The sequence below is a fragment of the Sediminibacterium sp. GW821-FHT12F12 genome (assembly GCF_058806635.1).
Genome location: NZ_JBXAPW010000006.1, coordinates 151,184 through 173,720, shown reverse-complemented (window position 1 = coordinate 173,720; position 22,537 = coordinate 151,184). Strand labels below are relative to the sequence as shown.

The window sequence follows — 22,537 nt, the reverse complement described above, 5'->3', positions numbered from 1 at the left end:
AACCAATCAACTATTCCTCCCTCACGAAGAAAGAAAATAAGGTGCTCCCGTAATTACGTACAAAACTGAAACCGGCAAAGTTTTCATATTGGTTGCGCGGCGTATGTTCGAGCACAAAAAAACCGCCGGGATTGATCAGTTTTTTGGCTACAATGATCTTGGGTAGTTCATCAATACTGCCCAGGGCATAGGGCGGACCGGCAAAAATAAAATCGAAGGATTCCATACAGGTATTGAGATAGGCAAAGACGTCCATTTTCAGGATCTTCACATTTTCCGCTCCCAGCATATCCATATTCTTGCGGATAAATGCATGCATAGTATTGTCTTTCTCTACAATAGTCATATCCGCTGCCCCGCGCGAAGCGAGTTCATAACTGATGCAGCCGGTACCGCCAAACAGGTCAAGGGTTTTAATGCCTTCAAACACCATCCGGTTCTGGAGAATATTAAACAGGCCTTCTTTGGCGATATCGGTGGTAGGTCTTGTGTGGGGCATTTTAGCCGGTGGATGAATTCTTCTGCCACCCCACTTGCCGGAAATGATCCTCATACAATTAATTTGTGAAAAGGCGTGAAATAGTGTAAGGGATACTCTCCCGCTGTTTTAAAAATGCCATCGGGTTCGGTGGCATCAAAACTGATGAGGCCGAACAGGGGTTGTAATTGCTGGTGTAATGCTGAGCCTGTATCAAACCTGCCGCTGATCTCCAGTTGAGAATGCACAGGGCTCAGTAAGAACTGGCGGTTGAGGTTGGCGAGATGGTACAGCACATCTTCTTTGGTATCGTAAGAAAATGATTGCACCAATTGCAGTTTCCCTTCTTTTATCACTACAGCAATAAAATGCTTGCTGTAGAAGACTGCTTTGATAAAATGATCCGGCAGATCTGTAGCCGCGAGGATTTTTTCTACCAGCACGGAATACACATGGTGCGGTTTATTCAGCAGAAAATAACGGTTCACCTGTTCGTAAATGGTTTTTTTAATCCGGTACACATTTACCATCGGCGAATCGGCGGCAATCGTATCCTGCCTGATTTCGTAACGGCTGCTCTCTCCGTATACCATCGACAGAAAATCTTCGGCAGCCACAGCAGAAAATTGGGAAGCAGGTACCAGCAGTGCTTCTTCAAAATTGTAATAACAATGAATATCACGGTAGGTACGGTTCAGCAAAAGCGACTGGCTCTTCACTTCATGCAACACATCAATCCACTCAGCGGCACTCTTTTCTATATCGAATATTTCCATTGCCTCGGTTTCTCCTGAAGCGGCTCCTTTTACCAGGCAGGCCATATGCGTATGACTGAATTCGAGTACCAGCTGGTCTTCCTGAGAATGTGTGGCACCCGAAATATCGTTATAGTAACTGATGGTTCTGCTGGTCATGAAACGGAATTACATTGCAATGATATAAAAAAAGACTAAGGTCGTAAAAGCGATCCTGTAAAACTGCAAAATAGTAGCTTTGCGCCACATTATGGGAAAAGCCTTACAAGATATCAACCTGCAGGTAAATACCGGCAGCCGGCAAATACTGGGTATTGCACTTCCCATTACAGCGGCCATTATTGTACCGCAGATCAATTTTATTACGAATAATATTTTCCTGGGCGGTCTCGGACAAAAATCGCTGGCCCTTGCCGGGATCACCGGTGTGTATTACCTCATTTTTGCGGTGATGGGGCATGGCCTCAATAACGGCTTGCAGGCACTGATTTCGCGCCGTGCAGGCGAGAACCGGATTGATGCCATTGGTAACCTTTTTTCACAGGGGTTACGGGTGGCCATGGTATTTGCCGTATTGGGAATTTTGATCACCTGGTTTATTGCGCCAACGGTACTGGGTTGGTCTTTGCACGATCCGGAAAGTGTACAGATCTGTGTCAGGTTTCTCAATATCCGGATCCTGGGTCTGCCATTTTTATATCTCTACCAGATGCGCAATGCTTTGCTGGTAGGAACCAACCAGAGCAAATACCTGATCATTGGTACGGCTACAGAAGCAGTCACCAATGTATTCTTTGATTATTCGCTGATCTATGGAAAATTCGGCATGCCGGAGCTGGGCTTTGATGGTGCGGCCTATGCTTCCATCATTTCTGAGTTTGCAGGTCTGCTCATTATTTTTATCGTGATCAGGTTAAACGGCGTGGCCAAACAATTGCACCTCTTTAAAAACTGGGCATATGATGCGGCCAATATAAAATTGATCATCAACCAGTCTTACCCGCTCATTCTTCAGCATGGTATCAGTGTAATTAGCTGGGAGTTTTTCTATATCCTGATTGAGCATCATGGCGAGCGCGACCTGGCGGTATCGAATACCATGCGGAATATTTTCGGCTTCTTCGGTTGTTTTACCTGGGCTTTTGCGGCCACGGCCAATACCATGGTGAGTAATGTGATTGGCCAGAACCGCGAGCATCATGTAAAGGAACTTATTTACCGCATCATGGCATGGAGCCTGGGTTTTGCGTTACTGGTCTGTATTTTCCTGAACCTATTTCCCCACCTGTTTTTATCTATGTACGGACAGGGTGAAGACTTTATTACCGCCGCCATACCCGTTCTTCGCGTAGTATCCAGTGCGCTGGTACTGATGTCGGTAGCGGTGGTCTGGATGAATGCCGTTACCGGAACAGGTAATTCAAAAATGAATCTTTTATCAGAAGTAGCCGCCATCACCTTTTACTGCATTTACGTATACATCGTACTGGAAAAACTCAAACTGCCCATTGCCTGGGGCTGGGCCAGTGAATGGATTTACTGGACAACGATCTTTCTGCCTTCGTTCTGGTATATACAGAGTGGCAGGTGGAAGAATAAGAAGCTGTAGAACAGAGGAACGGATGAACAGACGAACAAGGAACCGATGAACGGAGGGAAGAATGGGAAATTGTTTTTGGCATAAGGATTGCGGTTGATTCATAAAATCAATTGCCTTATGAAAAAATCAGTTTTTTTACTGGCTGCTCTATGTTTCGTATTTGCGGCCAATGCGCAGTTTTCTGCCGGACAGAAAATGATCGGTGGACAGGTATCTGTAGGATATAACAATGTAGATATCAATACGCCAACCGTTCAAAAGCAGAATTATACTTCGTTTAACCTATCCCCTATTTTCTCAAAGTTTACCAGTTCGACCCGGATTACAGGTTTTGGATTGCAGTATGACTATTCACAGCAAAAAACAGGAATCGGCGGACCTTCAGAACAAAGCTCTCGTTCGCATCTGATCGGTGCTTATATTTCACAGACCCAACTACAGCCGCTGGCAAAAAGATTATATTTCACATTAACTGGATCGGTTGGCGCTAACTACCAGTTTCAAAAAAACCAGATTACGTTTTCTCCCAATACAGTCGATAACAAAGGCTTTGTTGTTTATCTCCGGGGAGGTATTGGATTGCTGTACCAGTTAACCCCACGATTTTTACTGAGTACACAGCTGAATAACCTGCTAAGCCTGGAATTGGGACATGGAAAATCAACTGTTACGAGTGGTAATGTATCCACCACGGGTAGTTCAAATAGGGTTGGTTTCTCTACTGGCTTAAATGGGTTCTCCCTGAATTCAATAGGTATCGGAGTTAGTTATCTGTTGAAATAGCGAAGTAGGTAGTTACTAACAAATAAGCAGACGAGTAAGGATCGGATAAAACTAAACTCCGTTCATCTGTTCCTTGCTCGTCTGTTCTTCTGTTCTTATCCTTTCAGCTTAGTCACCAGATCTACATACTGCTGCATCGCACTTTCTTTGGTTGTACCCGCCAGTTTGGCCCAGGCTTCATGTTTGAATTTAGCTACAAAATCAAAGGGATTGGAGGGGCCGCTTTCAGTAGTATCGCCTTCTGTGGCCTGTTTGAACAGTGAATAGAGTTTCAATAAGGTTTCGTTATCAGGCTTTTCTGATAATAATTTACTGTTGGCTACGGCCTGTTCGAATAGTTGCTGGAGTTCCATGGCAGAGAATTAAAAATTAGCAATTAAAAATTAACAATTAAAAATTAGACGGCGTCGGAACGCTGACGCGGTCTGACGCCTAAACATCTATAAGTACCTACGCCTAAACAACTACCAGTACTGATGTCTAACAACCTAAAAGTAGAAGTATTTGTTGAACTACTGCATCGATGCCAGTAACTTACCCCCTTCCGCTTTATAGGCAATATCATCCGTGGTTCTGGTGGGAAGTTTCACCAGTCTGTTCAGTACTTCAATCGCTTCAGCGGGCCGGCGGTTGTCTTTATAGGCTTTGGCGAGGTCTAAGTAGTTGCTTGCAAAATAAGGTTCCAGCGATTTGCATTTTTCCATGTATCTGATCGCATCATCCAGATTGCCCTCAGGCAACCCCCCGTAAAATAATTTCACCGCCACTTTTTTGATGCCGGATAAGTTAGCCATTTCATAATGCCATTTACCCAGGGTATAATTGGCTTTGGCATGATTGGGGTTGATGGATAAAGCCCGGTCTGCGTACAACTTCACATCTTTCACATACGCTACGATCTTTTTGTTCTCACTCTCTACATCCGTCATTTTACCCGCTACCATCGACATGGCATAGGCTGCATCGGCCTGGTTACTATCGGCCTGGAAAGCACGGTTGGCAAAAGACAAAGCTGTTTCATAATACAGTCTTTTGCTGTTTTTATCAGTTTGCCGGTTACCCAGTGCCACATTCAGTTCGGCCAGTTTTACCAGTGATTTCAGATGGGTTGGATTTTGCAGCAGTACCTGTTTGTATTTATCAAGAGCCTCGGGTTCTTTTAATTGTTTTTCCAGGTTATCGGCTTCTTTCAGTAATACATTGATCTCCTGCGCGTTGACAGAAACTATACAAAAGGCACAGAAAAATAATAACAGGTATTTCATGCAACGGACGATTAAGTGGTTGTTCTTTTGAGTGAAAAACTGACGCCAACGCTGCCTTCCATCTGCGTAATGGGCGGATATTTTTTGCGGATAGCGATAAACACTTCTTCTGCCAGAGAAAACTGTGCCAGAATTTCCGTGGCAATCTCTGTAATCACCGTTTCCAGTAAAGGCGTAGGTATGGCCATGCGTTTCTTCACCAACTCATACACTGCTACATAATCAATGCTGTCTGATAAATGTTTTACTGGTAAACCAACCGGCTCATAGTTGATGGTAATATTCAACTCAAACGCATTACCCAACAGTTTTTCCTCCTGGTAAATGCCATGATGGGCAAAAAGGGTGAGGTTGTGTAGGTGGATGGAAAGCATGGGTTGAGAGTTTGGAGTTTGGAGTTTGGAGTTAGGAGTTTGGAGTCTGGAGTTAGGTGCTGTAATATTGTACTCCTAACTCCAGACTCCCAACTCCTAACTATTACGCTATTCCTTTCGCACTCAGATAACGCTCTGCATCCAGTGCGGCCATACAGCCACTGCCGGCGGCGGTTACGGCCTGGCGATAGTTTTTATCCTGTACATCACCGGCGGCAAATACTCCTTCCAGATTGGTTTTAGTAGTACCGGGTTCTGTGAGAATATAACCGGTTTCATCCATCTTGATATATTCTTTGAAAATATCACTGTTGGGTTGGTGACCAATGGCCACAAAAAATCCGCTGATCGGAATTTCCTGTGTTTCCTGCGTTTTATTATTTCTGATGCGAACGGCTTCTGTTTTATGCTCTCCCAGAATTTCTTCTGTATCTGTATTCCAGTATACTTTGATATTGGGGGTGTTCAGTACCCTGTCCTGCATTACCTTGCTGGCGCGCATTTTATCTTTACGGATAAACATATGCACCGTAGTACAGAGCTTAGAAAGATAAATGGCTTCTTCCGCCGCCGTATCCCCTGCCCCAACAATGGCCACTTCTTTTCCACGGAAAAAGAATCCGTCGCAAACGGCACAGGCACTTACGCCAAAACCATTCAAACGCTCTTCGCTAGGAATACCGAGCCACTTGGCAGATGCACCGGTAGAGATGATCACCGCGTCGGCTTCGATCAGCTTCTCTTCATCGATCCATACTTTGTAGGGTTGCTGACTAAAATCTACTTTGGTAGCCAGTCCATAACGGATATCCGCTCCCATCCTTGCCGCCTGTTTTTCAAAATGCACCATCATTTCCGGACCCTGTATGCCATCCGGATAACCGGGATAGTTCTCCACTTCAGTGGTAATGGTCAATTGTCCTCCGGGCTGAATGCCCTGGTATAATACCGGTTTCATATTCGCTCTTGCTGCATAAATCGCAGCGGTATAACCTGCAGGGCCTGATCCGATGATCAATATATGCACCCTTTCTGTAGCCTCATTTGTCATGTATGATTCTTTATAATGTTTAGACGAGCAAAAATATCACTCCCTTACCGTTTTACCGCTTAGATTGTACACAAACCGGGTTATTTGGGGATAATCAGGCTTTTGTACTGCACGGCATACCCGCAAAAAGAGCCCAGAGCCTGGTTATCGATATTACCGGTCACTTTTCCGGGTGTGGAAAAGGGATTGCCTACCGACTGCCAGGCAAATTCCCATGTTTTCCAGAAATCAAAACTGGCTTTATCAATATTGCACATTTTCACGATTACCGTATCGCCTCTTTTAAAATAACCGTAGTCTTCGAATTTTACTTTCTCATTCTTCGTTACCCCCTGGTCTATCTGGATATCATAGGTTTTACCATCAATGATCTGGTCGTCGAATACGCTGTTCATACCCGGATAAAATTCGCCCCGGTTGGTTTTGGTAAAGTAACGGATATAATTGCCATAACCCGGTGGGTCAGTTACCCGCGACATCAGTACCACTTTATTGGTATCTGTATTAAACGGTGCTTTTTTCCACCAGAGCGAATCGATTTTTTTAGCCAGCACCGGTATCTGGGTTTGCGATTGATACACCTGTCCGCCGGTTTCAATTGTTAAACGGTAGGTTTTGCCCTGCTCGCCAAACATAGGATTGGCTGGGTCGATACTGTAATAATAAAAAGTGTACCCACCCGTAAGCGGAACCGTATATTCTTTCAGTAAAACGGTTCTGTTGCCATCGTTTACGGTGATTTTGGCCCCGTTAACGTAGGTATTGTTCAATGTAGCGGCATCAATGGTAGAAAAATAATTAAGGGAGCTGGATAATACCACATAGGGAGCTTGCCCGGTTTCGATCTGTGCTTCTACCACCAGTTTAGGCGCCTGCACTTCGGGCTGTAACTGGACCGTTTTTTCGCATGCCAGCAGCAACAGCAATGCAGATACCAAAAAGCCCCATTTTTTCATACTGTAAATTTATATGGATTACAACAAGCAGAAATCATAAAAGTTAACAATGGTATGGTATGAGATGAAAAAAGCCATTATAGGAAAGAGAGTAACCTGTAGCCAACTTCTCCTTTAGGTTTTAAGTTCTAAGTTTTAGGTTCTGGGTATGGGGTGCATGCATTGGTAATATTCCGTTCATCCGTTCCTTGCTCGTCTGTTCATCTGTTCGTCTGTTCATCTGTTCGTCTGTTCTCCTCTCCCTCCAATAAAAAGCCCCTCTGTAACCAGAAGGGCTTTTTATCTTGATTTGATTAAGTAGCATTTATCCCAGGTACGCTTTTAAAGCGTTGCTGTAGCGTGCTTTCTGCAGGCGTTTGATGGCTCTTTCCTTGATCTGGCGGATACGCTCTTTGGTAAGGTCGTATTTCATACCGATCTGCTCAATGGTAACCCCGTTTTCGCCATCCAATCCGAAGTAGGCGTTTACGATCTCGGCTTCGCGTGGACTGAGTGATTTCAGTACGCGGCGGATCTCTTCGCGCAGCGAATCTTTCATCACGTCTTCATCGGTATCGTCGCTGCCTTCCAGCAGGTCGCCCATGGCTACATCTTCTGCTTCGTGCACAGGTGCATCCAGTGAAGTATGACGGGTATTGCTCTGGAAGATATTGTTGATCTCGGTTTCGCTCATTTCCAGGATCTCGGCCAGCTCTTCGGTAGAAGGCTCGCGCTCATGTTCCTGTTCAAAAGCCATATAGGCTTTGTTGGCTTTATTGTAAGTGCCGATCTTATTCTGTGGCAAACGAACCAGACGACCCTGCTCGGCCAAGGCCTGCAGAATAGACTGACGGATCCACCATACGGCGTAAGAAATGAATTTGAAACCCTTGGTTTCATCGAAACGCTGGGCAGCTTTGATCAGACCAAGGTTACCTTCGTTGATCAGGTCACTCAGGGAAAGCCCCTGGTGCTGGTATTGTTTCGCTACGGATACCACGAAACGGAGATTGGCCTGAACCAGTTTGTCTAATGCACGTTGGTCACCCATTTTGATGCGTTGTGCCAAAGTAGTTTCCTCTTCGGGGGTGATCATCGGGATTTTGGAAATTTCCTGCAGATACTTCTCAACGGCCTGTGAATCTCTGTTGGTAATCTGTGTAGCGATCTTGAGCTGCCTCATGTTGTATAGTTACGTATTTATAGTAAACGATTCTAAGACCCCATTTGTTTTGTAAACGCTGTAAAGGAAATAGTTAAAGTAGTTAACGCATCCCATTCTGAGGCCTGCAAAGGTACGTTGGAACATCGAAATATGCCAGCTTTTGTGGAAAAACTTAAGCAAATGGGCAAAAAAGCGCAGGCTTTTGCAGGGAATCTGTATAAATTATACCGCTATCGGCTTGGGTTACAGTACTGTTTCGGAGTATCTTCGCAATCTATGATCGATTTTCGCTCAGACACAGTAACCCGCCCCACCCCGGGAATGCTGGAAGCAATGATGAAAGCTCCCGTAGGCGACGATGTTTTTGGTGAGGACCCCTCCATTAACCAGCTGGAAAGCATGTCGGCCTCCCTTTTTGGGATGGAAGCTGCTGTTTTTTGTCCGAGCGGCACCATGACCAATCAAATAGCGATAAAATGTCATACGCAGCCAGGCGATGAAGTGATCTGTGAGAAATTGTCGCATATTTACCAGTATGAAGGTGGCGGTATCGCATTTAATGCCGGGGCATCTGTAAGACTGATCGATGGCAACCGGGGCCGCATTACAGCCGACCAGGTGAAGGAAAACATCAACCCGGAAGATGTGCATAAACCCAGTACCACCCTGGTTTCGCTGGAGAATACCGGAAACCGTGGCGGGGGAAGTTGTTATCATTTTGCTGATATACAAGCCATTAAAGAGGTTTGTTTACAAAATAACCTGAAGCTGCACCTGGATGGCGCCCGTTTATTCAATGCCCTGGTGGCCAAAAACGAAACCTGTAAACAATACGGGGAAGTATTTGATTCCATCTCCATCTGCCTGAGCAAGGGATTGGGTACCCCGGTAGGCAGTGTGCTGATCGGTAGTGCGGCCATGATCAAAAAAGCCCGTCGTATCAGGAAGATCTTTGGAGGTGGTATGAGGCAGGCAGGTTACCTGGCAGCCGCCGGCATCTATGCGCTCGAGAACCATGTGGCCCGTTTGGCAGATGATCACCGCCATACCCAACAGATTGCTGCCGCCTTGCAGGGAAAGGATTTTGTGGGTGAGATCTTGCCGGTAGAAACCAATATCCTCATTTTTGAAGTGAAAGGAAGATATACGGCAGCCTCTCTGGCAGCCCGTTTAAAAGAGCAGGGTGTTTTTGTTATGGCGATTGCACCCACACAGGTAAGGATCGTGGTACACCTCGATATTCATCCGCAGGATGTTACCCGAACCATTGAACTGATTAATAGTTTATAAGCAGAAGAGAATTTTAATAGTAGAGCTATGTTACCCAGAATTAACCCAACGAATACACAGGCCTGGTTTTTATTGACGAAACACCATGAGGAAGAAATGAGTCGCCGGCATATGCGCGACCTGTTTGCGGCAGATCCGGAGCGTTTTCAGAAATTTTCCATCCGCCTGGGAGAGATCCTCTTCGATTATTCCAAAAATATCATCAGCCAGAAAACACTGCAACTGTTACTGCAACTGGCAGAAGATTGTAAGCTGAAAGAAGCGATCCATGAAATGTTTGCCGGTATCAAAATCAATGAAACCGAACAGCGTTCTGTGCTGCATACGGCCCTCCGTAATTTTTCAGATACTGCCATACTGGTAGAAGGAAAAGACATCATGCCCCGCATCCGCAAAGTGCAGGAACACATGAAAGCTTTCTGCGAAGAAGTGCATAGCGGTAAATGGAAAGGATATACCGGCAAAAAAATAAAATACATCGTCAATATCGGTATCGGTGGCAGCGACCTGGGGCCTTTTATGGTAACCGAAGCCCTCCGCCCCTACTGGAAAGAAGGCATTCAAACTTATTTTGTGAGCAATGTGGATGGTACGCATATTGCCGAAACCCTGAAGAAAGTAAACCCGGAAGAAACCCTGTTCCTGGTAGCTTCCAAAACCTTTACCACGCAGGAAACCATGACCAATGCCCACACGGCCAGGGAATGGTTTCTGAAAGAAGCCAAACTGGAAGCCCATGTGGCCAAACATTTTGTGGCGTTAAGCACCAACGAAAAAGAAGTAACGGCTTTTGGTATCGATAAAGCCAATATGTTCGAGTTCTGGGATTGGGTGGGCGGCCGTTATTCGCTCTGGAGTGCCATCGGTTTATCGATTGCCTTGACCATCGGTTACGATCATTTTGAGCAATTGCTGAAAGGAGCCCATGCCGTAGATGAGCATTTTCACAAAGAGAAATTTGATAAGAATATCCCGGTACTGATGGCATTACTCGGCATCTGGTACACCAATTTCTTTGGAGCACAAAGTGAAGCCATTCTCCCCTACGATCAATACATGCATCGTTTCCCTGCGTATTTCCAACAGGGTAATATGGAAAGCAATGGAAAAAGTATTGACCGCAGTGGCAATCCTGTGAATTATGCCACCGGCCCGGTGATCTGGGGAGAACCCGGCACCAACGGACAACATGCATTTTACCAGCTGATACACCAGGGAACCTGTATGATCCCCTGCGATTTTATCGCGCCTGCCATCAGTCATAATGCCCTGGGCGATCACCATGTAAAACTGCTCTCCAATTTCTTTGCGCAGACAGAAGCGCTGATGAACGGAAAGACCGAAAATGGCGTGAAAGTAGAACTGATGAAAGCCAATAAAAACGAGGAAGAGATCAAGAAACTGGCCCCTTTTAAAATATTTGAAGGAAACAGACCTACCAATTCCATCCTGGTAAAAGAGATCAATCCCTTTACACTGGGTAGCCTGATCGCTTTATACGAACACAAGATCTTTGTACAGGGAGTGATCTGGAATATTTTCAGTTTTGACCAGTGGGGTGTGGAACTCGGTAAACAGCTGGCCAACCAGATATTGCCGGAACTGGTAACGGAAGAACCTGTTAATGCGCACGATTCATCTACGAACGGATTGATCAATGCCTTCAAAGCTTTTATCAAACCCTGATCATGGAAGGAGTAACCATCAGACCCATAGCTCCGGGCGATAATGCAGGCATGGCCAGCATCATCCGCCGCAGTCTCGAAGAATTTGGCGCTGCCAGACAAGGCACCGTTTATTATGATGATTCAACGGATCATTTATTTGAACTGTTTCAGTCTACCCCTAAAAGTGCCTATTATGTGGCCGTGAAAGACGGTCTGTTGGCAGGTGGTGCAGGCATTTTCCCTACGGAAGGTTTGCCGGAAGATACCTGCGAGTTGGTGAAGATGTACCTCTCTCCCGCCGCCCGCGGATTGGGACTGGGCCGTTTCATGATTGACCAGTGTTTGCAAAAAGCCAAAGAGAACGGATTTCAGTCTGTATATCTCGAAACTATGCCCGAATTAAAGAAAGCAGTGAGTGTATATGAGAAATTCGGATTCACTTACCTGAAAGGCCCCATGGGTAACTCGGGGCATAACGGATGTGATATCTGGATGTTGAAGACCTTATAAATGAAAAGAGCCGCTAACAGCGGCTCTTTCAGTTTTCTATAGGTTGTATTACCATTTGTCTACTTCTTCCGAAGCCAGGTTGGAAGCTTCTGCATCGGCCACTGCACTGCTGACAGCTACTGGTGTTACAGGTGCTTCAGCTATTACTTCGGCTGGTTCAACAGCAGTTTCTTCTGCGGCAACGGCTACTTCTCCACCTTCTGCTGCGGGTGCGCCCTCTTCATCATATTCATGGTTAAAAGCATCGAAATCAAAATCCGGCATCAGGTCGGTTTTTACGTAGTCGATGGCTTCGCCAAGGGCTTTGATGAATTTGTTGAAGTCTTCCTTGTACAGAAAGATCTTGTGCCTGTCGTACCCATTGTCATCAAAGCGCTTGCGGCTTTCTGTGATGGTCAGAAAGTAATCATTTCCCCTGGTTGCCCTTACATCAAAAAAATAGGTTCTTCTTTTACCTGCCCTGATCCGTTTGCTGTAAACACTTTCCATTTTTTTGTCGTTGTTCTCGTACGCCACAGTAGTTAGTTTTTTGGTTTTCGAATCCTTTTTTAAGTATGACAAATATAGGATTGTTTATGAATTACCAAAATTTTAGCAGAAAGTCCGGAACAGGGGGTTCCGGAAGGCCCGGAACACAGTAAATATGCGGGTTTAGGCTGGTTGCCGGGTGGTCAGGATTCGGCCTTATCCGACCTGTTCTCCATCAGTTGCAGCTTGAATAATTCGGCATAATAGCCATTCTTTGCCATCAGGGTTTCGTGGGTACCCTGTTCAACCAGTTCCCCATCTTCGAGTACGATGATTTTATCGAAAGGAAAACTGGAGAAGATGCGGTGTGTGATGATGATAGCTGTTTTATCGTGCAGGTAGCGGTACAGGTTGCCAATGATTTCATTTTCCGTTTTGGCATCAACCGCACTCAGACAGTCATCAAATACAATGATCTCTGGTTCTTTGATCAATGCCCGGGCAATAGAGATCCGTTGTTTCTGTCCACCGCTTAACGTTACGCCCCGTTCACCGATCATTGTGTCGTATCCTTTACTGAACCCGAGGATCTCTTTGTGTACACTGGAGAATCCCGCTGCTTTTTCGATGGTTTCCTGCGTGGCAGGACTGGATAATCCAAAACTGATATTATCACTTACCGTATCGCTGAACAGAAAAATATCCTGTTGCACATAACTGATCTGCTCCCGCAATGTTCGCAGATCGATATTTCTGATATCTGTACCGCCGATGCTGATATTACCTTCCTGCGGGTCATAGAAACGGAGCAGCAACTGCGCCAGAGTAGACTTACCACTGCCTGTTCTGCCCAGTAACAGTATCTTCTCACCTTTCCGTATATGCAGGTTGCAATGCTGCAAAGCCTGTATACCTGTATGGGGATAGGTAAAACTGACATCCTTAAAATGAATATCGCCAGCTACCGGTGTACTTACTTTTTCTTCACTGTTGGCAATGGTAGGTTGGGTTTGCAGAAACTCGTTCAGCCTTTTCTGCGAAGCCGCCGCCCGTTGAATCATGCTGGCCGTCCAGCCGATGGCACTTACCGGGAAAGTGAGCATATTGATATAGATCACAAACTCAACAATCAATCCTACTTTACTGCTGTCTTCCAATGCCTGCATGCCTCCCACCATAATGGTCACCAGTGTACTCAGTCCGATCATCAGTGCCATACTCGGAAAATAAATCGCTTCTACTTTGGCCAGTCCTACCGCATTGGTTTTATACGATTCACTGTTCCGCTGAAAGAAACCCAGCATGGCTTTTTCCTGCACGAAAGATTTGATCACACGGATCCCGGAAAAAGATTCCTGTGCATTGGTGGTGAGATCGGATAACAAACCCTGGATCTTTTCGCTTTTTTTATTGATGACACTGTTCACGAGGTAAATCGTGATCGCCAGCACCGGTAAAGGGGCCAGTACCAGTAAAGTAAGCTGTACATCTTTACGCAACATATTCACCACGCAGAAACCAATGAGGGTGATCAGGTTGATCAGATACATGACTGCCGGACCTGTATACATTCTCACCCGGCTAACATCTTCCGTCATCCGGTTCATCAGGTCGCCGGTGCTGTGCGTTTTATAGAATTGGGTATCCAGTTGCTGGTAGTGCTGGAAGATCTCGTTTTTCTGGTCATATTCAATATGCCGGCTCATCACAATGATGGTTTGCCGCATAAAAAACATCAGTATGCCCCGTAAAATGGCCAGGCCCAGAATGGTAAGGCTGCAAATGGCCACCAGCCAGCCAAAACTGAAATTACCCGCCTGTATGGTGGTAATGAACCAGTCTACCAGCGAATCATGCACCGGTTTGGTAGCGGCCGGACGGGCGCCGGGTAAACGTTGCTGTACCTGGTTTACCACAAAACCGGTAACCTGGGGTGCCAGCACCGCAAAATAGTTGGAAGCCACCACGAAAAAGATCCCGATAAAAAAACGGTTTCGGTATTTCCAGAAATATTTATTGAGGGCTGCGAGGTGCTTCAATGATAGTACTTGTTTACACAAAGGTACAAGCAAGGGCCTATCAAAACACGGATCAATTGGATGAGTGGGGAAATACCGGGTTATGGGTACATTGCCCGAACATTTTATATGGCTTTGCTGAAGGTATTGGCACCACTATGGTTACGCCAGAGATAGGCATCAATAGCCGCACTGATGATGCGGATAAAGGACATGCCCTTTTCTGTTACCTGTATTTTGCGGCCGGACAGTTTTACCAGTTCATCTGCTTCCAGCAGCGCCAGTTTGTTAAAAGCCGTTTCTATAAAAGCAGTATCCAGTACAGGGTGATCCAGCACTGTTTCATTTTCACACATCAGTTCCAGGATCTTTCTGCGGATCACAGTATCTTCCTCCGTTAGTTTATGGCCATGCACCAAAGGCAGAATACCCTGGCTGATTTTTGCTTCATAGGCTTCCACTTCTTTTTCATTCTGTGCAAAACCATACCAGGCATCGCTGATGCTGGATACACCCAGGCCAATGATCAGCTTCGACCGTGTAGTGGTATATCCCATGAAATTCCGGTGCAGTTTGCCTTCGCGGGCAGCGGTAAAGAGTTTGTCGTTGGCCAGCGCAAAATGATCCATCCCGATGGGCTGAAAACCGGCTTCTTCCAGCAACTCCCGTCCCCTGCTGTACATGGCCCATTTATCTGCCGCGGCGGGCAGATCGGCTTCAGAATATCTCCGTTGCACTTTGCTTTTCCAGGGTACATGTGCATAAGAATAAAAGGCGATCCTGTCGGGCATCAGCGTTTTGATCAACTCAATGGTATGTTCCACACTGCTTACGGTCTGGTGTGGCAAACCATAGACGAGGTCGATGTTAATACTTGTATATTGATATTTTCTTGCCCAGTCAACCACTTCTTTGGTTTTTTCAAACGATTGGATCCGGTTGATCACAAACTGCACTTTGGGATCGAAGTCCTGCACCCCAAGACTGATCCGGTTAAACCCTACCGATGCCAGCCGTTTGATATGTTCTTCGGTGGTATAGTTCGGATGTACTTCAATACTGAATTCATGATCCTCTTTGACGATGGCATCTTTGGTAATGCCTTTGATGAGCTGCTCCAGGTTATCGGGACTGAAAAAAGTAGGGGTACCCCCTCCGAGGTGAATTTCTCTGATCACAGGTGTGGCGGGTAAGAGTGAGCGATACATGGCCCATTCTTTCAGTACGCTGCTGATATAGGGATCTTCCACGGCATGGTTAACCGTGATGCGTTTGTTACAGGCACAGAATGTGCACATGTTTTCGCAGAATGGAAGGTGGATATAAATACACAGTTCCCCGTTTTCTTCACGGAAAGTATTTACTACTGTTTCTTTCCAGCTGGCTTCGGTCAGCGTTCCAAAATTCCAGTAAGGTACCGTTGGATAACTGGTATAACGGGGTGTGGGCAGGTCGTATTTCTGTAATAAGGGTAAAATGGATGTGGTCATGGTAAGGGTTGTAGTACAGAGCAAAATTATTCCGGCACCACCCGGTAAAATATGATAAATGTTAGGCGAATCGGCGTAATGTGGCCAAAACTGTCATGCCACTGTAAAATAAACAGAGATAAGTATCTTTAATCATTCCCAATTGAAAATGCAACACATGAAAAGAACCCCCACCCTTTTAGTTTCGCTGCTGATTACTGTAAGTCTGTCGGCACAACCTACACAGAAACCACCACTGCATGGTAAAAACTGGATGGCCATTACCGGTAAACCATTGGCGGCTACGGCCGGTTCGATCGTATTTCAAAAAGGCGGTAATGCAGTAGATGCTGCCTGCGCCATGCTGGCTGCTACCTGCACCATGTGGGACGTACTCAGTTGGGGTGGCGAAACACAGGCATTGATCTTTAATCCGAAAACCAAAAAAGTAATTGCCATTAACGCGCTCGGTGTGGCACCTACCGGCGCAACGGTAGATTTTTTTAAAAGCAAAGGATATAATTTCCCTCCAGAATATGGGCCATTGGCAGCAGTAACACCAGGTACCGTTGGTGGTTTGTGTTTGATGTTGTCTGAGTTTGGCACCATGAGTCTGCAGCAGGTACTGGCCCCCGCCATGCAACTGGCAGCGGGCTATCCGATTGATGCGCAAACGGCCAATAGTATGGAAAGAGGAAAAGACCGGATCAAAGAATGGCCCTATTCTACTAAAGTTTTTTTAACACATAAAGGTGAAAAACGGGAAGCACCGGAAGCAGGTGAAATTTTTGTGCAGAAAGACCTGCTGCAAACATTGACCAAACTGGTAGAAGCAGAACAAAACGCACTGAAGAAAAAGAAAAGCCGGAAAGAAGCCATCATGGCTGCGTACGACCGTTTTTACAAAGGAGATATTGCCGATGAGTTTGTAAGAGGCAGTAAAGAACAGGGCGGACTCATCACCAAAGAAGACCTGGCCAGATGGAAACCGGTGATCGAAGAGCCGATGCAGACATCTTACAAAGGCATTGATGTTTATAAACTGCAGCAATGGACACAGGGCCCGATGATGTTACAGTCACTGAATATTCTAGAGAATTTTGACCTGAAATCGATGGGATATAATAGTCCCAAATACATTCATACCGTTTACCAGGCCATGAACCTGGCCTATGCAGATCGTGATTTTTATTATGGTGATCCGGCATTTCCGCCGGCAGAGCCTATGAAAGGTTTGTTAAGTAAAGCCTATGCCAAAGACAGGGCCAAACTGATCGGTTTTGAGAAGAACGATGCTTTTGCCCAACCTGGTGATCCTTATCCGTATGAGGGTAAGACGAATCCTTTTACAGACCTGATCAAACAAAGAAGGGCGTTAACGGACAGTGAAGCCGGTTCTGGCAACGCCATTCCCAAACACGACCAGACAGCCATGCTTACCGAGCCGGTAATCGATGAAGCTTACATGGATCGCTTATGGCGAGGCACTACTTCTGTTGAAGCGGCGGATACTTCCGGATGGGTAGTGTCTATCGTGCCCAGCGGTGGCTGGTTACCGGCCTGTATTGCAGGTAATACGGGTATTGGTATGAGTCAGCGCATGCAGAGTTTTGTACTCGATCCCCTCATTGATCCTTTTAATGTAGTAGAACCGGGTAAAAGACCCAGGGTTACCTTAACTCCTTCACTGGCATTGAAAGATGGCAAACCTTTTCTCTGCTTTGGAGTACAGGGTGGCGATACACAGGACCAGAACCTGGTACAGTTTTTCCTGAACATCGTAGAATTTGGCATGACGGTGCAGCAGGCTACCGAGGCACCTAATTTTAATACCAACCAGCTATGGCTATCACTGGGTGGCAGCAAACTGGCGGATCGTTTACCCAAACCGGGCAGCATACTTCTCTCCAATCAGACGCCGGCTGGTGTGAGCGAGGAACTGAAAAAAATGGGCTACAAAATAGCCACCGGCAGCAGAACCAGCGGCCCCATCAATGCTATCCTGTTCGATTGGAAACATGGTAGTTTGTGGGGTGGCAGCAGTAATAACGGAGAAGATTATGGTATTGGCTGGTAACAGTATTGATAGATATGAAAAAGCCATGGTTCTGATACCATGGCTTTTTTATTGCGTAAGTTTTATTACAATGTAGCAAGATCAATGACAAACCGGTATTTCACATCGGAACGGATCATTCTTTCATAAGCTTCATTGATATACTGGACCGGAATTATTTCTACATCCGATACAATATTTTTCTCTGCGCAGTAATCCAGCATTTCCTGGGTTTCCTTGATACCGCCTATCATGGAACCGATAATGCTGCGGCGTTTGGTGATTAAAGAGAAGGGTGATAGCGAAGGCTCCTTAGAAGGCAGGCCTACGATCAGCAGTTTCCCTTCTATATCCAGCAGGTTGAGAAATTCGGTGTAATCGTGGTTGGCAGAAACCGTATCGAGGATCACATCAAAATGACTGGCATGTTTTTTCATCGCTTCTTTATCGGTAGACAGCAGAAAATGATGTGCCCCCAATCTTTTGGCATCGGCTTCTTTGGAAGGTGAAGTACTGATCACGGTTACTTCTGCCCCAAAGGATACAGCGAATTTTACACCCATGTGCCCCAATCCGCCCAGTCCTACCACTGCTACTCTCTGCCCTGCCGTAACACCCGCAAAACGCAAAGGCGAGTAAGTAGTAATGCCTGCGCATAGCAAAGGCGCTGCCGCGGCTGGATCCAGTTTATGCGAAAGATGTAATACAAATCTGTCTTTCACCACGATCTGCGATGAATAACCACCTTGTGCCACGGTTGCCCCATCTCTTTCCATGGCATTATACGTGCCGGTCATGCCTTCTTCACAATATTGTTCCTGGTCTCTGTTACAGTTTTTACAGGTGCAGCAGGAATCTACCATCACACCTACCCCCACTTTATCTCCTACTTTGAATTGGGTTACATTAGAACCTGTACTCACCACTTCACCGATGATTTCATGGCCGGGCACCATGGGATACATGGAACCGCCCCACTCATCTCTGGCCTGGTGAATATCGCTGTGGCATACACCGCAGTAGTCAATCCGGATCTGTACATCGTCTGCTCGGAGGTCTCTCCTGCTGAAAGAAAAAGGTTGTAAGGGAGTTTTGGCATCTACTGCCGCATAGGCTTTTGCGGGAATCATGGCAAGTTAGTTTTTGGATGAATGGATCATTTCGTGATAATCTAATATAAAAATAAGCCGCTCCAGAAGGCTGCTTTTGATTATTTACGAAAACGTTTACTCTGTTATTTTGTTCTTGGGAGACAATTTTTTTTATGCGATAGATGGTCAGATGGGATCAGTTACTTATATGCATCTGACAAAAACTGATACTTTACAAGTTTTAAAGCTACAGTCATATTTGCAATCATTCATATCAGGTTAATTATTCAGTTTGATAAATCCACCGTCGATCGGGTAATCATTTCCCGAAATAAAAGACGCTTCCTTACTGCAGAGATAGAGGGCCAGCGAAGCCACTTCGGCAGTATTGGCCATTCGGCCGATGGGTTGCGACTGCGACAGTTTTTCAAACATCTCTTTTTCCTTGCCGGGATAGTTTTTGGTAAGAAATCCATCCACAAATGGTGTATGTACCCTTGCCGGCGAAATAGAATTACAACGGATACCCTGGTTCAGGTAATCTTTGGCCACACTCAGTGTCATGGCATATACCGCACCCTTACTCATGCTATAGGCAAACCTGTCGGGGATACCCACGAGTGCGGCAATGGAAGCGATATTCAGGATCACACCACCCCCCTGTTTAATAAATAGCGGTATGGCTTCGTGTAAACAGTTATATGTGCCTTTTACATTTACGTTGAATACTTTTTCAAAATCGGCTTCACTGGTTGTGGCGGCGGTGCCGATATGTGCAATGCCGGCGCTGTTGACCAGGATATCCAGCTGGCCGATGTTGCGGAAAATAGTTTGTACTTGAGCCTGGTTACTGACATCACAAATATGATAGGCCGCTTTACCGCCTGCATTTTCTATTCCGGCAACCGTTTGTTTTACCTGTTCTTCATTGATATCTATCAGGTGCACGAATGCGCCCTGGCTGGCAAATACCTCTGCCACTGATCTGCCGATCCCGCTTCCGCCACCGGTGATCAAGGCTGTTTGTTGATTGAGTGAAAACATCATTCGCTGCTGCTTAAGGTTGTAAATAATCTTCTTCCAGGTCAAATAGTTTATCCATCAGGATCCATTTTTCACCCGGTTGGGCAAACGGTAAGGGTTGCTGAAAATGCCACATCAGTTGTTCCCATTCCTGTACTTTTTCATTCCCGGCATCGGCTGCCGCTTTTGCGGCAAAACTAAATCCTTCCTTCACTTCCATGATCATGAATAAACGATTACCGGCACGGTAGATCTGCATCTGCTGAATGCCCGATCCGGTAATACTGCTGATGATCTCGGGCCATACTTTCCGGTGCCAGTCTTCATAAGCGGCAATGCTATCAGCATTATTCACCAGGTCCAGTGCCAGACAATATCTACGCATGTGATTGACTTTTTTGAACCCGGTGCCCCTTCCAGCCAAAATAGGCAACAATGGCAAAACAGAGCAACGGTACAATATAACCCAACTGAATATTTCCGGTCATATCACTGATCTGCGCCATAATGGGCGGCAGGATGGCACCACCCGCAATGGCCATCACAATCAGGCTGCTGCCATATTTGGCATCGGCCCCCAGATCGGTAATACCCAGTGAAAAGATAGTTGGGAACATCACCGACATAAAAAAAGCGATTCCGATCACCGCATATACGGCCGGTAATCCGTGTACAAACATAGCCACGCCACAAAGGAGGGTACTAAACAATCCATACAATGCCAGTAAACGGGCCGGTTGTATAAAGCGCATGAAAAAAGTGCCGGCAAAACGGCCAATCATAAAAGCCATGCCACAACCCCAGCCCAGATAGTCGGCGGCTTTGATTTTATCGATCTGAGCCGCTTCAACCGCATAAAGAATAAAAAAGCTGAACACACAAACCTGTGCCCCTACATAAAAAAATTGAGCCGCAACCGCCCAGCGTAAATGACTATGGCGCAGACTGTGAAAAATAGACCTGCCCGCCACTTTTTCCTCCTCATCATGTATCTCCGGTAATTTGATCAGGGCAAATAAAACCGCTACTACCAGGATCAGGCTGCCCAATACGAGATATGGCATTTTTACACTGGCGGCTTCCGATGCAAGGGCTATCTGCCTGGCCGCATCCGTCATGGCACCCAGCTCCTCATCCGAAAAACCTTTGGTAAGAATAATGCGGGCACCGATAATAGGTGCCAGGGTAGCTGCGAGTCCATTGAATGACTGCGCAAAATTAAGTCGTTGTGTGGCCGTAGCAGGATCTCCCAATAAAGAAGCATAGGGGTTGGCGGCGGTTTCGAGTATGGTTAATCCACAGGCGATAATAAAAAGTGCCAGCAGGAAAAAAAGATATTGCTGTGTATTGGCCGCGGGAATGAATAAAAAAGAACCGATGGCAAACAAGAGCAGACCGGTAATGATCCCTGCTTTGTATCCGTATTTGCGCATCAGGTATCCTGCCGGTAAGGCCATCACAAAATAAGCGATGAAAACAGCAGAGTCTACCAGTGATGACTGCAGGGTACTGAGACTGAAAGATTTTTTCAGGTGCGGTATCAGGATAGGATCCAGGTTATGTACAAACCCCCATAAAAAGAAAAGGGAAGTCACTAAAATAAAAGGATACAGCAGGTTTCGCTGTTGCGGAGACGCTGGTTTCATAAGCAGGCAGTCGTTTATTCCATCTAATGGAATTTTTGTTCTTTTATATGGATTGAAACTAAGGTTTTCTCTGAATCATTCCATATTTTCGCAACGTTTTTTACAGAAAATGATCACATTATGATACAGGTAATTCACCGGGCAATCGATATACTCGAATTTGTGGCGCGAGATCCCGAAAGGCCCAAACTGCTGGGTGAGATCTCTGCCGGCATTAATCTGAAGCCCGGAACCTGTGCCAATATTGTAAAAACCCTCACCCTGCGTGGTTACCTCGAAAAACTGGATGCGCAAAAGGGATACCTGCCGGGTAAACAGCTATATACACTGCTCGGTAATACCGGTTATAAAAAAGACCTTATAGAAGCCGCCGACCTGGAAATGGAGATCCTGACGGCAAAACTGAAAGAAAATACGCTGCTGGCGGTACTGAATGGCGAGAATCGTGTGGTGATACACCGCAAAGAAAGCGACCAGTTAGTACAGGCGCATACACCGGATGAAAAGAAAGCCTACGACTCTTCTACCGGTCGTTTACTCATTGCCATGTTGCCGGATGAGGAACTGGAAAAATTCATTGCCCGTTTTGGGCTGCCCTCCTCGCAGATCTGGCATGATGCCAATACCCAGCGTAAATTTTACCAGCAGGTAGAACAGATCCGCGATAAAGGCTATGCTGTAATCGAAGACAGTGTACAGATCATTGGTTTTGCTACCGGCGTGTACCGGAATGGCGCCATTGTGGCCTGTCTGAGTATTTATATGCCCGCTTTCCGTTGTACCGATAAGATCCGTAACCGGATGATCAAACTGGGACTGGAAGCAGCCAAAAAGATCTCCAGAAACCTGGATTAATAACTGTTAACCTGTAAGAGATCCGGATTACTGTGTAA

The 22,537-nt window shown here is 46.0% G+C and carries 22 protein-coding genes; 7 read left to right on the top strand and 15 right to left on the bottom strand.

Annotation, left to right across the window (positions count from 1 at the left end; translation table 11 throughout):
• Positions 1-10 precede the first annotated feature (10 nt).
• Positions 11-553, bottom strand: coding sequence for an RsmD family RNA methyltransferase (locus AC1RNB_RS11125; protein ID WP_493082765.1), 543 nt, complete (start codon positions 551-553; stop codon positions 11-13).
• On the bottom strand, positions 550-1,392 hold the full coding sequence (locus tag AC1RNB_RS11120) for a DUF3822 family protein (protein WP_493082764.1): 843 nt from the start codon (positions 1,390-1,392) through the stop codon (positions 550-552). Before AC1RNB_RS11120 ends, AC1RNB_RS11125 begins: the two co-directional genes overlap by 4 nt.
• A gap of 79 nt (positions 1,393-1,471) precedes the next feature.
• Between AC1RNB_RS11120 and AC1RNB_RS11115 the strand changes: the two genes are divergently transcribed.
• Together AC1RNB_RS11115 and AC1RNB_RS11110 are read left to right on the top strand one after the other, a co-directional pair.
• Positions 1,472-2,842: an MATE family efflux transporter gene (locus tag AC1RNB_RS11115; protein ID WP_493082762.1), complete on the top strand. Its 1,371-nt coding sequence runs from the start codon at positions 1,472-1,474 to the stop codon at positions 2,840-2,842.
• Positions 2,843-2,950: 108 nt separating this feature from the next.
• Positions 2,951-3,616 carry a hypothetical protein gene (locus tag AC1RNB_RS11110; protein ID WP_493082760.1) on the top strand — a complete coding sequence of 222 codons (666 nt, stop codon included), beginning with the start codon at positions 2,951-2,953 and terminating at the stop codon, positions 3,614-3,616.
• 95 nt (positions 3,617-3,711) lie between these two features.
• Here AC1RNB_RS11110 and AC1RNB_RS11105 read toward each other — a convergent pair whose 3' ends face one another.
• From AC1RNB_RS11105 to AC1RNB_RS11080, 6 genes are all read right to left on the bottom strand, one after another.
• On the bottom strand, positions 3,712-3,969 hold the full coding sequence (locus AC1RNB_RS11105; protein WP_493082758.1) for an acyl-CoA-binding protein: 258 nt from the start codon (positions 3,967-3,969) through the stop codon (positions 3,712-3,714).
• A 159-nt stretch (positions 3,970-4,128) separates the two neighbouring features.
• A complete protein-coding gene (locus tag AC1RNB_RS11100; RefSeq protein ID WP_493082756.1) occupies positions 4,129-4,881 on the bottom strand; it encodes a tetratricopeptide repeat protein in 753 nt (250 codons plus the stop codon).
• An 11-nt stretch (positions 4,882-4,892) separates the two neighbouring features.
• Positions 4,893-5,255: a dihydroneopterin aldolase gene (locus AC1RNB_RS11095; RefSeq protein WP_493082754.1), complete on the bottom strand. Its 363-nt coding sequence runs from the start codon at positions 5,253-5,255 to the stop codon at positions 4,893-4,895.
• Between the two features lie 103 nt (positions 5,256-5,358).
• Positions 5,359-6,306, bottom strand: a complete 948-nt coding sequence (gene trxB / locus AC1RNB_RS11090; protein ID WP_493082752.1) for a thioredoxin-disulfide reductase — start codon at positions 6,304-6,306, stop codon at positions 5,359-5,361.
• An 80-nt stretch (positions 6,307-6,386) separates the two neighbouring features.
• Positions 6,387-7,262 (bottom strand): DUF4249 domain-containing protein, encoded by an 876-nt coding sequence (locus tag AC1RNB_RS11085; protein ID WP_493082750.1) that lies wholly within the window; start codon positions 7,260-7,262, stop codon positions 6,387-6,389.
• 304 nt (positions 7,263-7,566) lie between these two features.
• The gene (locus AC1RNB_RS11080) at positions 7,567-8,424 is read right to left on the bottom strand and encodes a sigma-70 family RNA polymerase sigma factor (protein ID WP_161818490.1); all 858 of its coding nucleotides are present in this window, start codon (positions 8,422-8,424) and stop codon (positions 7,567-7,569) included.
• Between the two features lie 162 nt (positions 8,425-8,586).
• On the opposite strand from AC1RNB_RS11080, the gene AC1RNB_RS11075 reads away from it, so the two are divergent.
• From AC1RNB_RS11075 to AC1RNB_RS11065, 3 genes are read left to right on the top strand one after another with little or no spacing between them, the layout of a single operon-like run.
• Positions 8,587-9,696 (top strand): threonine aldolase family protein, encoded by a 1,110-nt coding sequence (locus AC1RNB_RS11075; RefSeq protein ID WP_493082748.1) that lies wholly within the window; start codon positions 8,587-8,589, stop codon positions 9,694-9,696.
• Between the two features lie 27 nt (positions 9,697-9,723).
• A complete protein-coding gene (gene pgi / locus AC1RNB_RS11070; protein WP_493082747.1) occupies positions 9,724-11,382 on the top strand; it encodes a glucose-6-phosphate isomerase in 1,659 nt (552 codons plus the stop codon).
• Between the two features lie 2 nt (positions 11,383-11,384).
• Entirely contained in the window at positions 11,385-11,873 is a 489-nt protein-coding gene (locus AC1RNB_RS11065; RefSeq protein WP_493082745.1) for a GNAT family N-acetyltransferase, read from the top strand.
• Between the two features lie 48 nt (positions 11,874-11,921).
• Here the strand turns inward: AC1RNB_RS11065 and AC1RNB_RS11060 are convergent, their stop codons facing one another.
• From AC1RNB_RS11060 to hemN, 3 genes are all read right to left on the bottom strand, one after another.
• On the bottom strand, positions 11,922-12,434 hold the full coding sequence (locus tag AC1RNB_RS11060) for a DUF3276 family protein (RefSeq protein ID WP_493082744.1): 513 nt from the start codon (positions 12,432-12,434) through the stop codon (positions 11,922-11,924).
• A gap of 110 nt (positions 12,435-12,544) precedes the next feature.
• Positions 12,545-14,380: an ABC transporter ATP-binding protein gene (locus tag AC1RNB_RS11055; RefSeq protein ID WP_493082743.1), complete on the bottom strand. Its 1,836-nt coding sequence runs from the start codon at positions 14,378-14,380 to the stop codon at positions 12,545-12,547.
• Positions 14,381-14,484: 104 nt separating this feature from the next.
• Positions 14,485-15,849, bottom strand: a complete 1,365-nt coding sequence (hemN, locus tag AC1RNB_RS11050) for an oxygen-independent coproporphyrinogen III oxidase (protein WP_493082741.1) — start codon at positions 15,847-15,849, stop codon at positions 14,485-14,487.
• A 157-nt stretch (positions 15,850-16,006) separates the two neighbouring features.
• Here hemN and AC1RNB_RS11045 point away from each other — a divergent pair, with 157 nt between their 5' ends.
• Complete coding sequence (locus AC1RNB_RS11045) at positions 16,007-17,905, top strand: gamma-glutamyltransferase family protein (protein ID WP_493082740.1); 1,899 nt, start codon at positions 16,007-16,009, stop codon at positions 17,903-17,905.
• A 65-nt stretch (positions 17,906-17,970) separates the two neighbouring features.
• Here AC1RNB_RS11045 and AC1RNB_RS11040 read toward each other — a convergent pair whose 3' ends face one another.
• The 4 genes from AC1RNB_RS11040 to fucP all read right to left on the bottom strand — a co-directional run bounded on the left by AC1RNB_RS11040 (position 17,971) and on the right by fucP (position 21,644).
• A complete protein-coding gene (locus AC1RNB_RS11040) occupies positions 17,971-19,014 on the bottom strand; it encodes an NAD(P)-dependent alcohol dehydrogenase (RefSeq protein WP_493082738.1) in 1,044 nt (347 codons plus the stop codon).
• Between the two features lie 240 nt (positions 19,015-19,254).
• Positions 19,255-20,022, bottom strand: a complete 768-nt coding sequence (locus AC1RNB_RS11035; RefSeq protein WP_493082736.1) for an SDR family NAD(P)-dependent oxidoreductase — start codon at positions 20,020-20,022, stop codon at positions 19,255-19,257.
• A gap of 10 nt (positions 20,023-20,032) precedes the next feature.
• Positions 20,033-20,383, bottom strand: a complete 351-nt coding sequence (locus tag AC1RNB_RS11030; RefSeq protein ID WP_493082734.1) for an L-rhamnose mutarotase — start codon at positions 20,381-20,383, stop codon at positions 20,033-20,035.
• Complete coding sequence (gene fucP / locus AC1RNB_RS11025; RefSeq protein ID WP_493082733.1) at positions 20,376-21,644, bottom strand: L-fucose:H+ symporter permease; 1,269 nt, start codon at positions 21,642-21,644, stop codon at positions 20,376-20,378. Before fucP ends, AC1RNB_RS11030 begins: the two co-directional genes overlap by 8 nt.
• A gap of 120 nt (positions 21,645-21,764) precedes the next feature.
• Between fucP and AC1RNB_RS11020 the strand changes: the two genes are divergently transcribed.
• Positions 21,765-22,499, top strand: a complete 735-nt coding sequence (locus AC1RNB_RS11020; RefSeq protein ID WP_493082731.1) for an IclR family transcriptional regulator — start codon at positions 21,765-21,767, stop codon at positions 22,497-22,499.
• Positions 22,500-22,537: the final 38 nt, after the last annotated feature.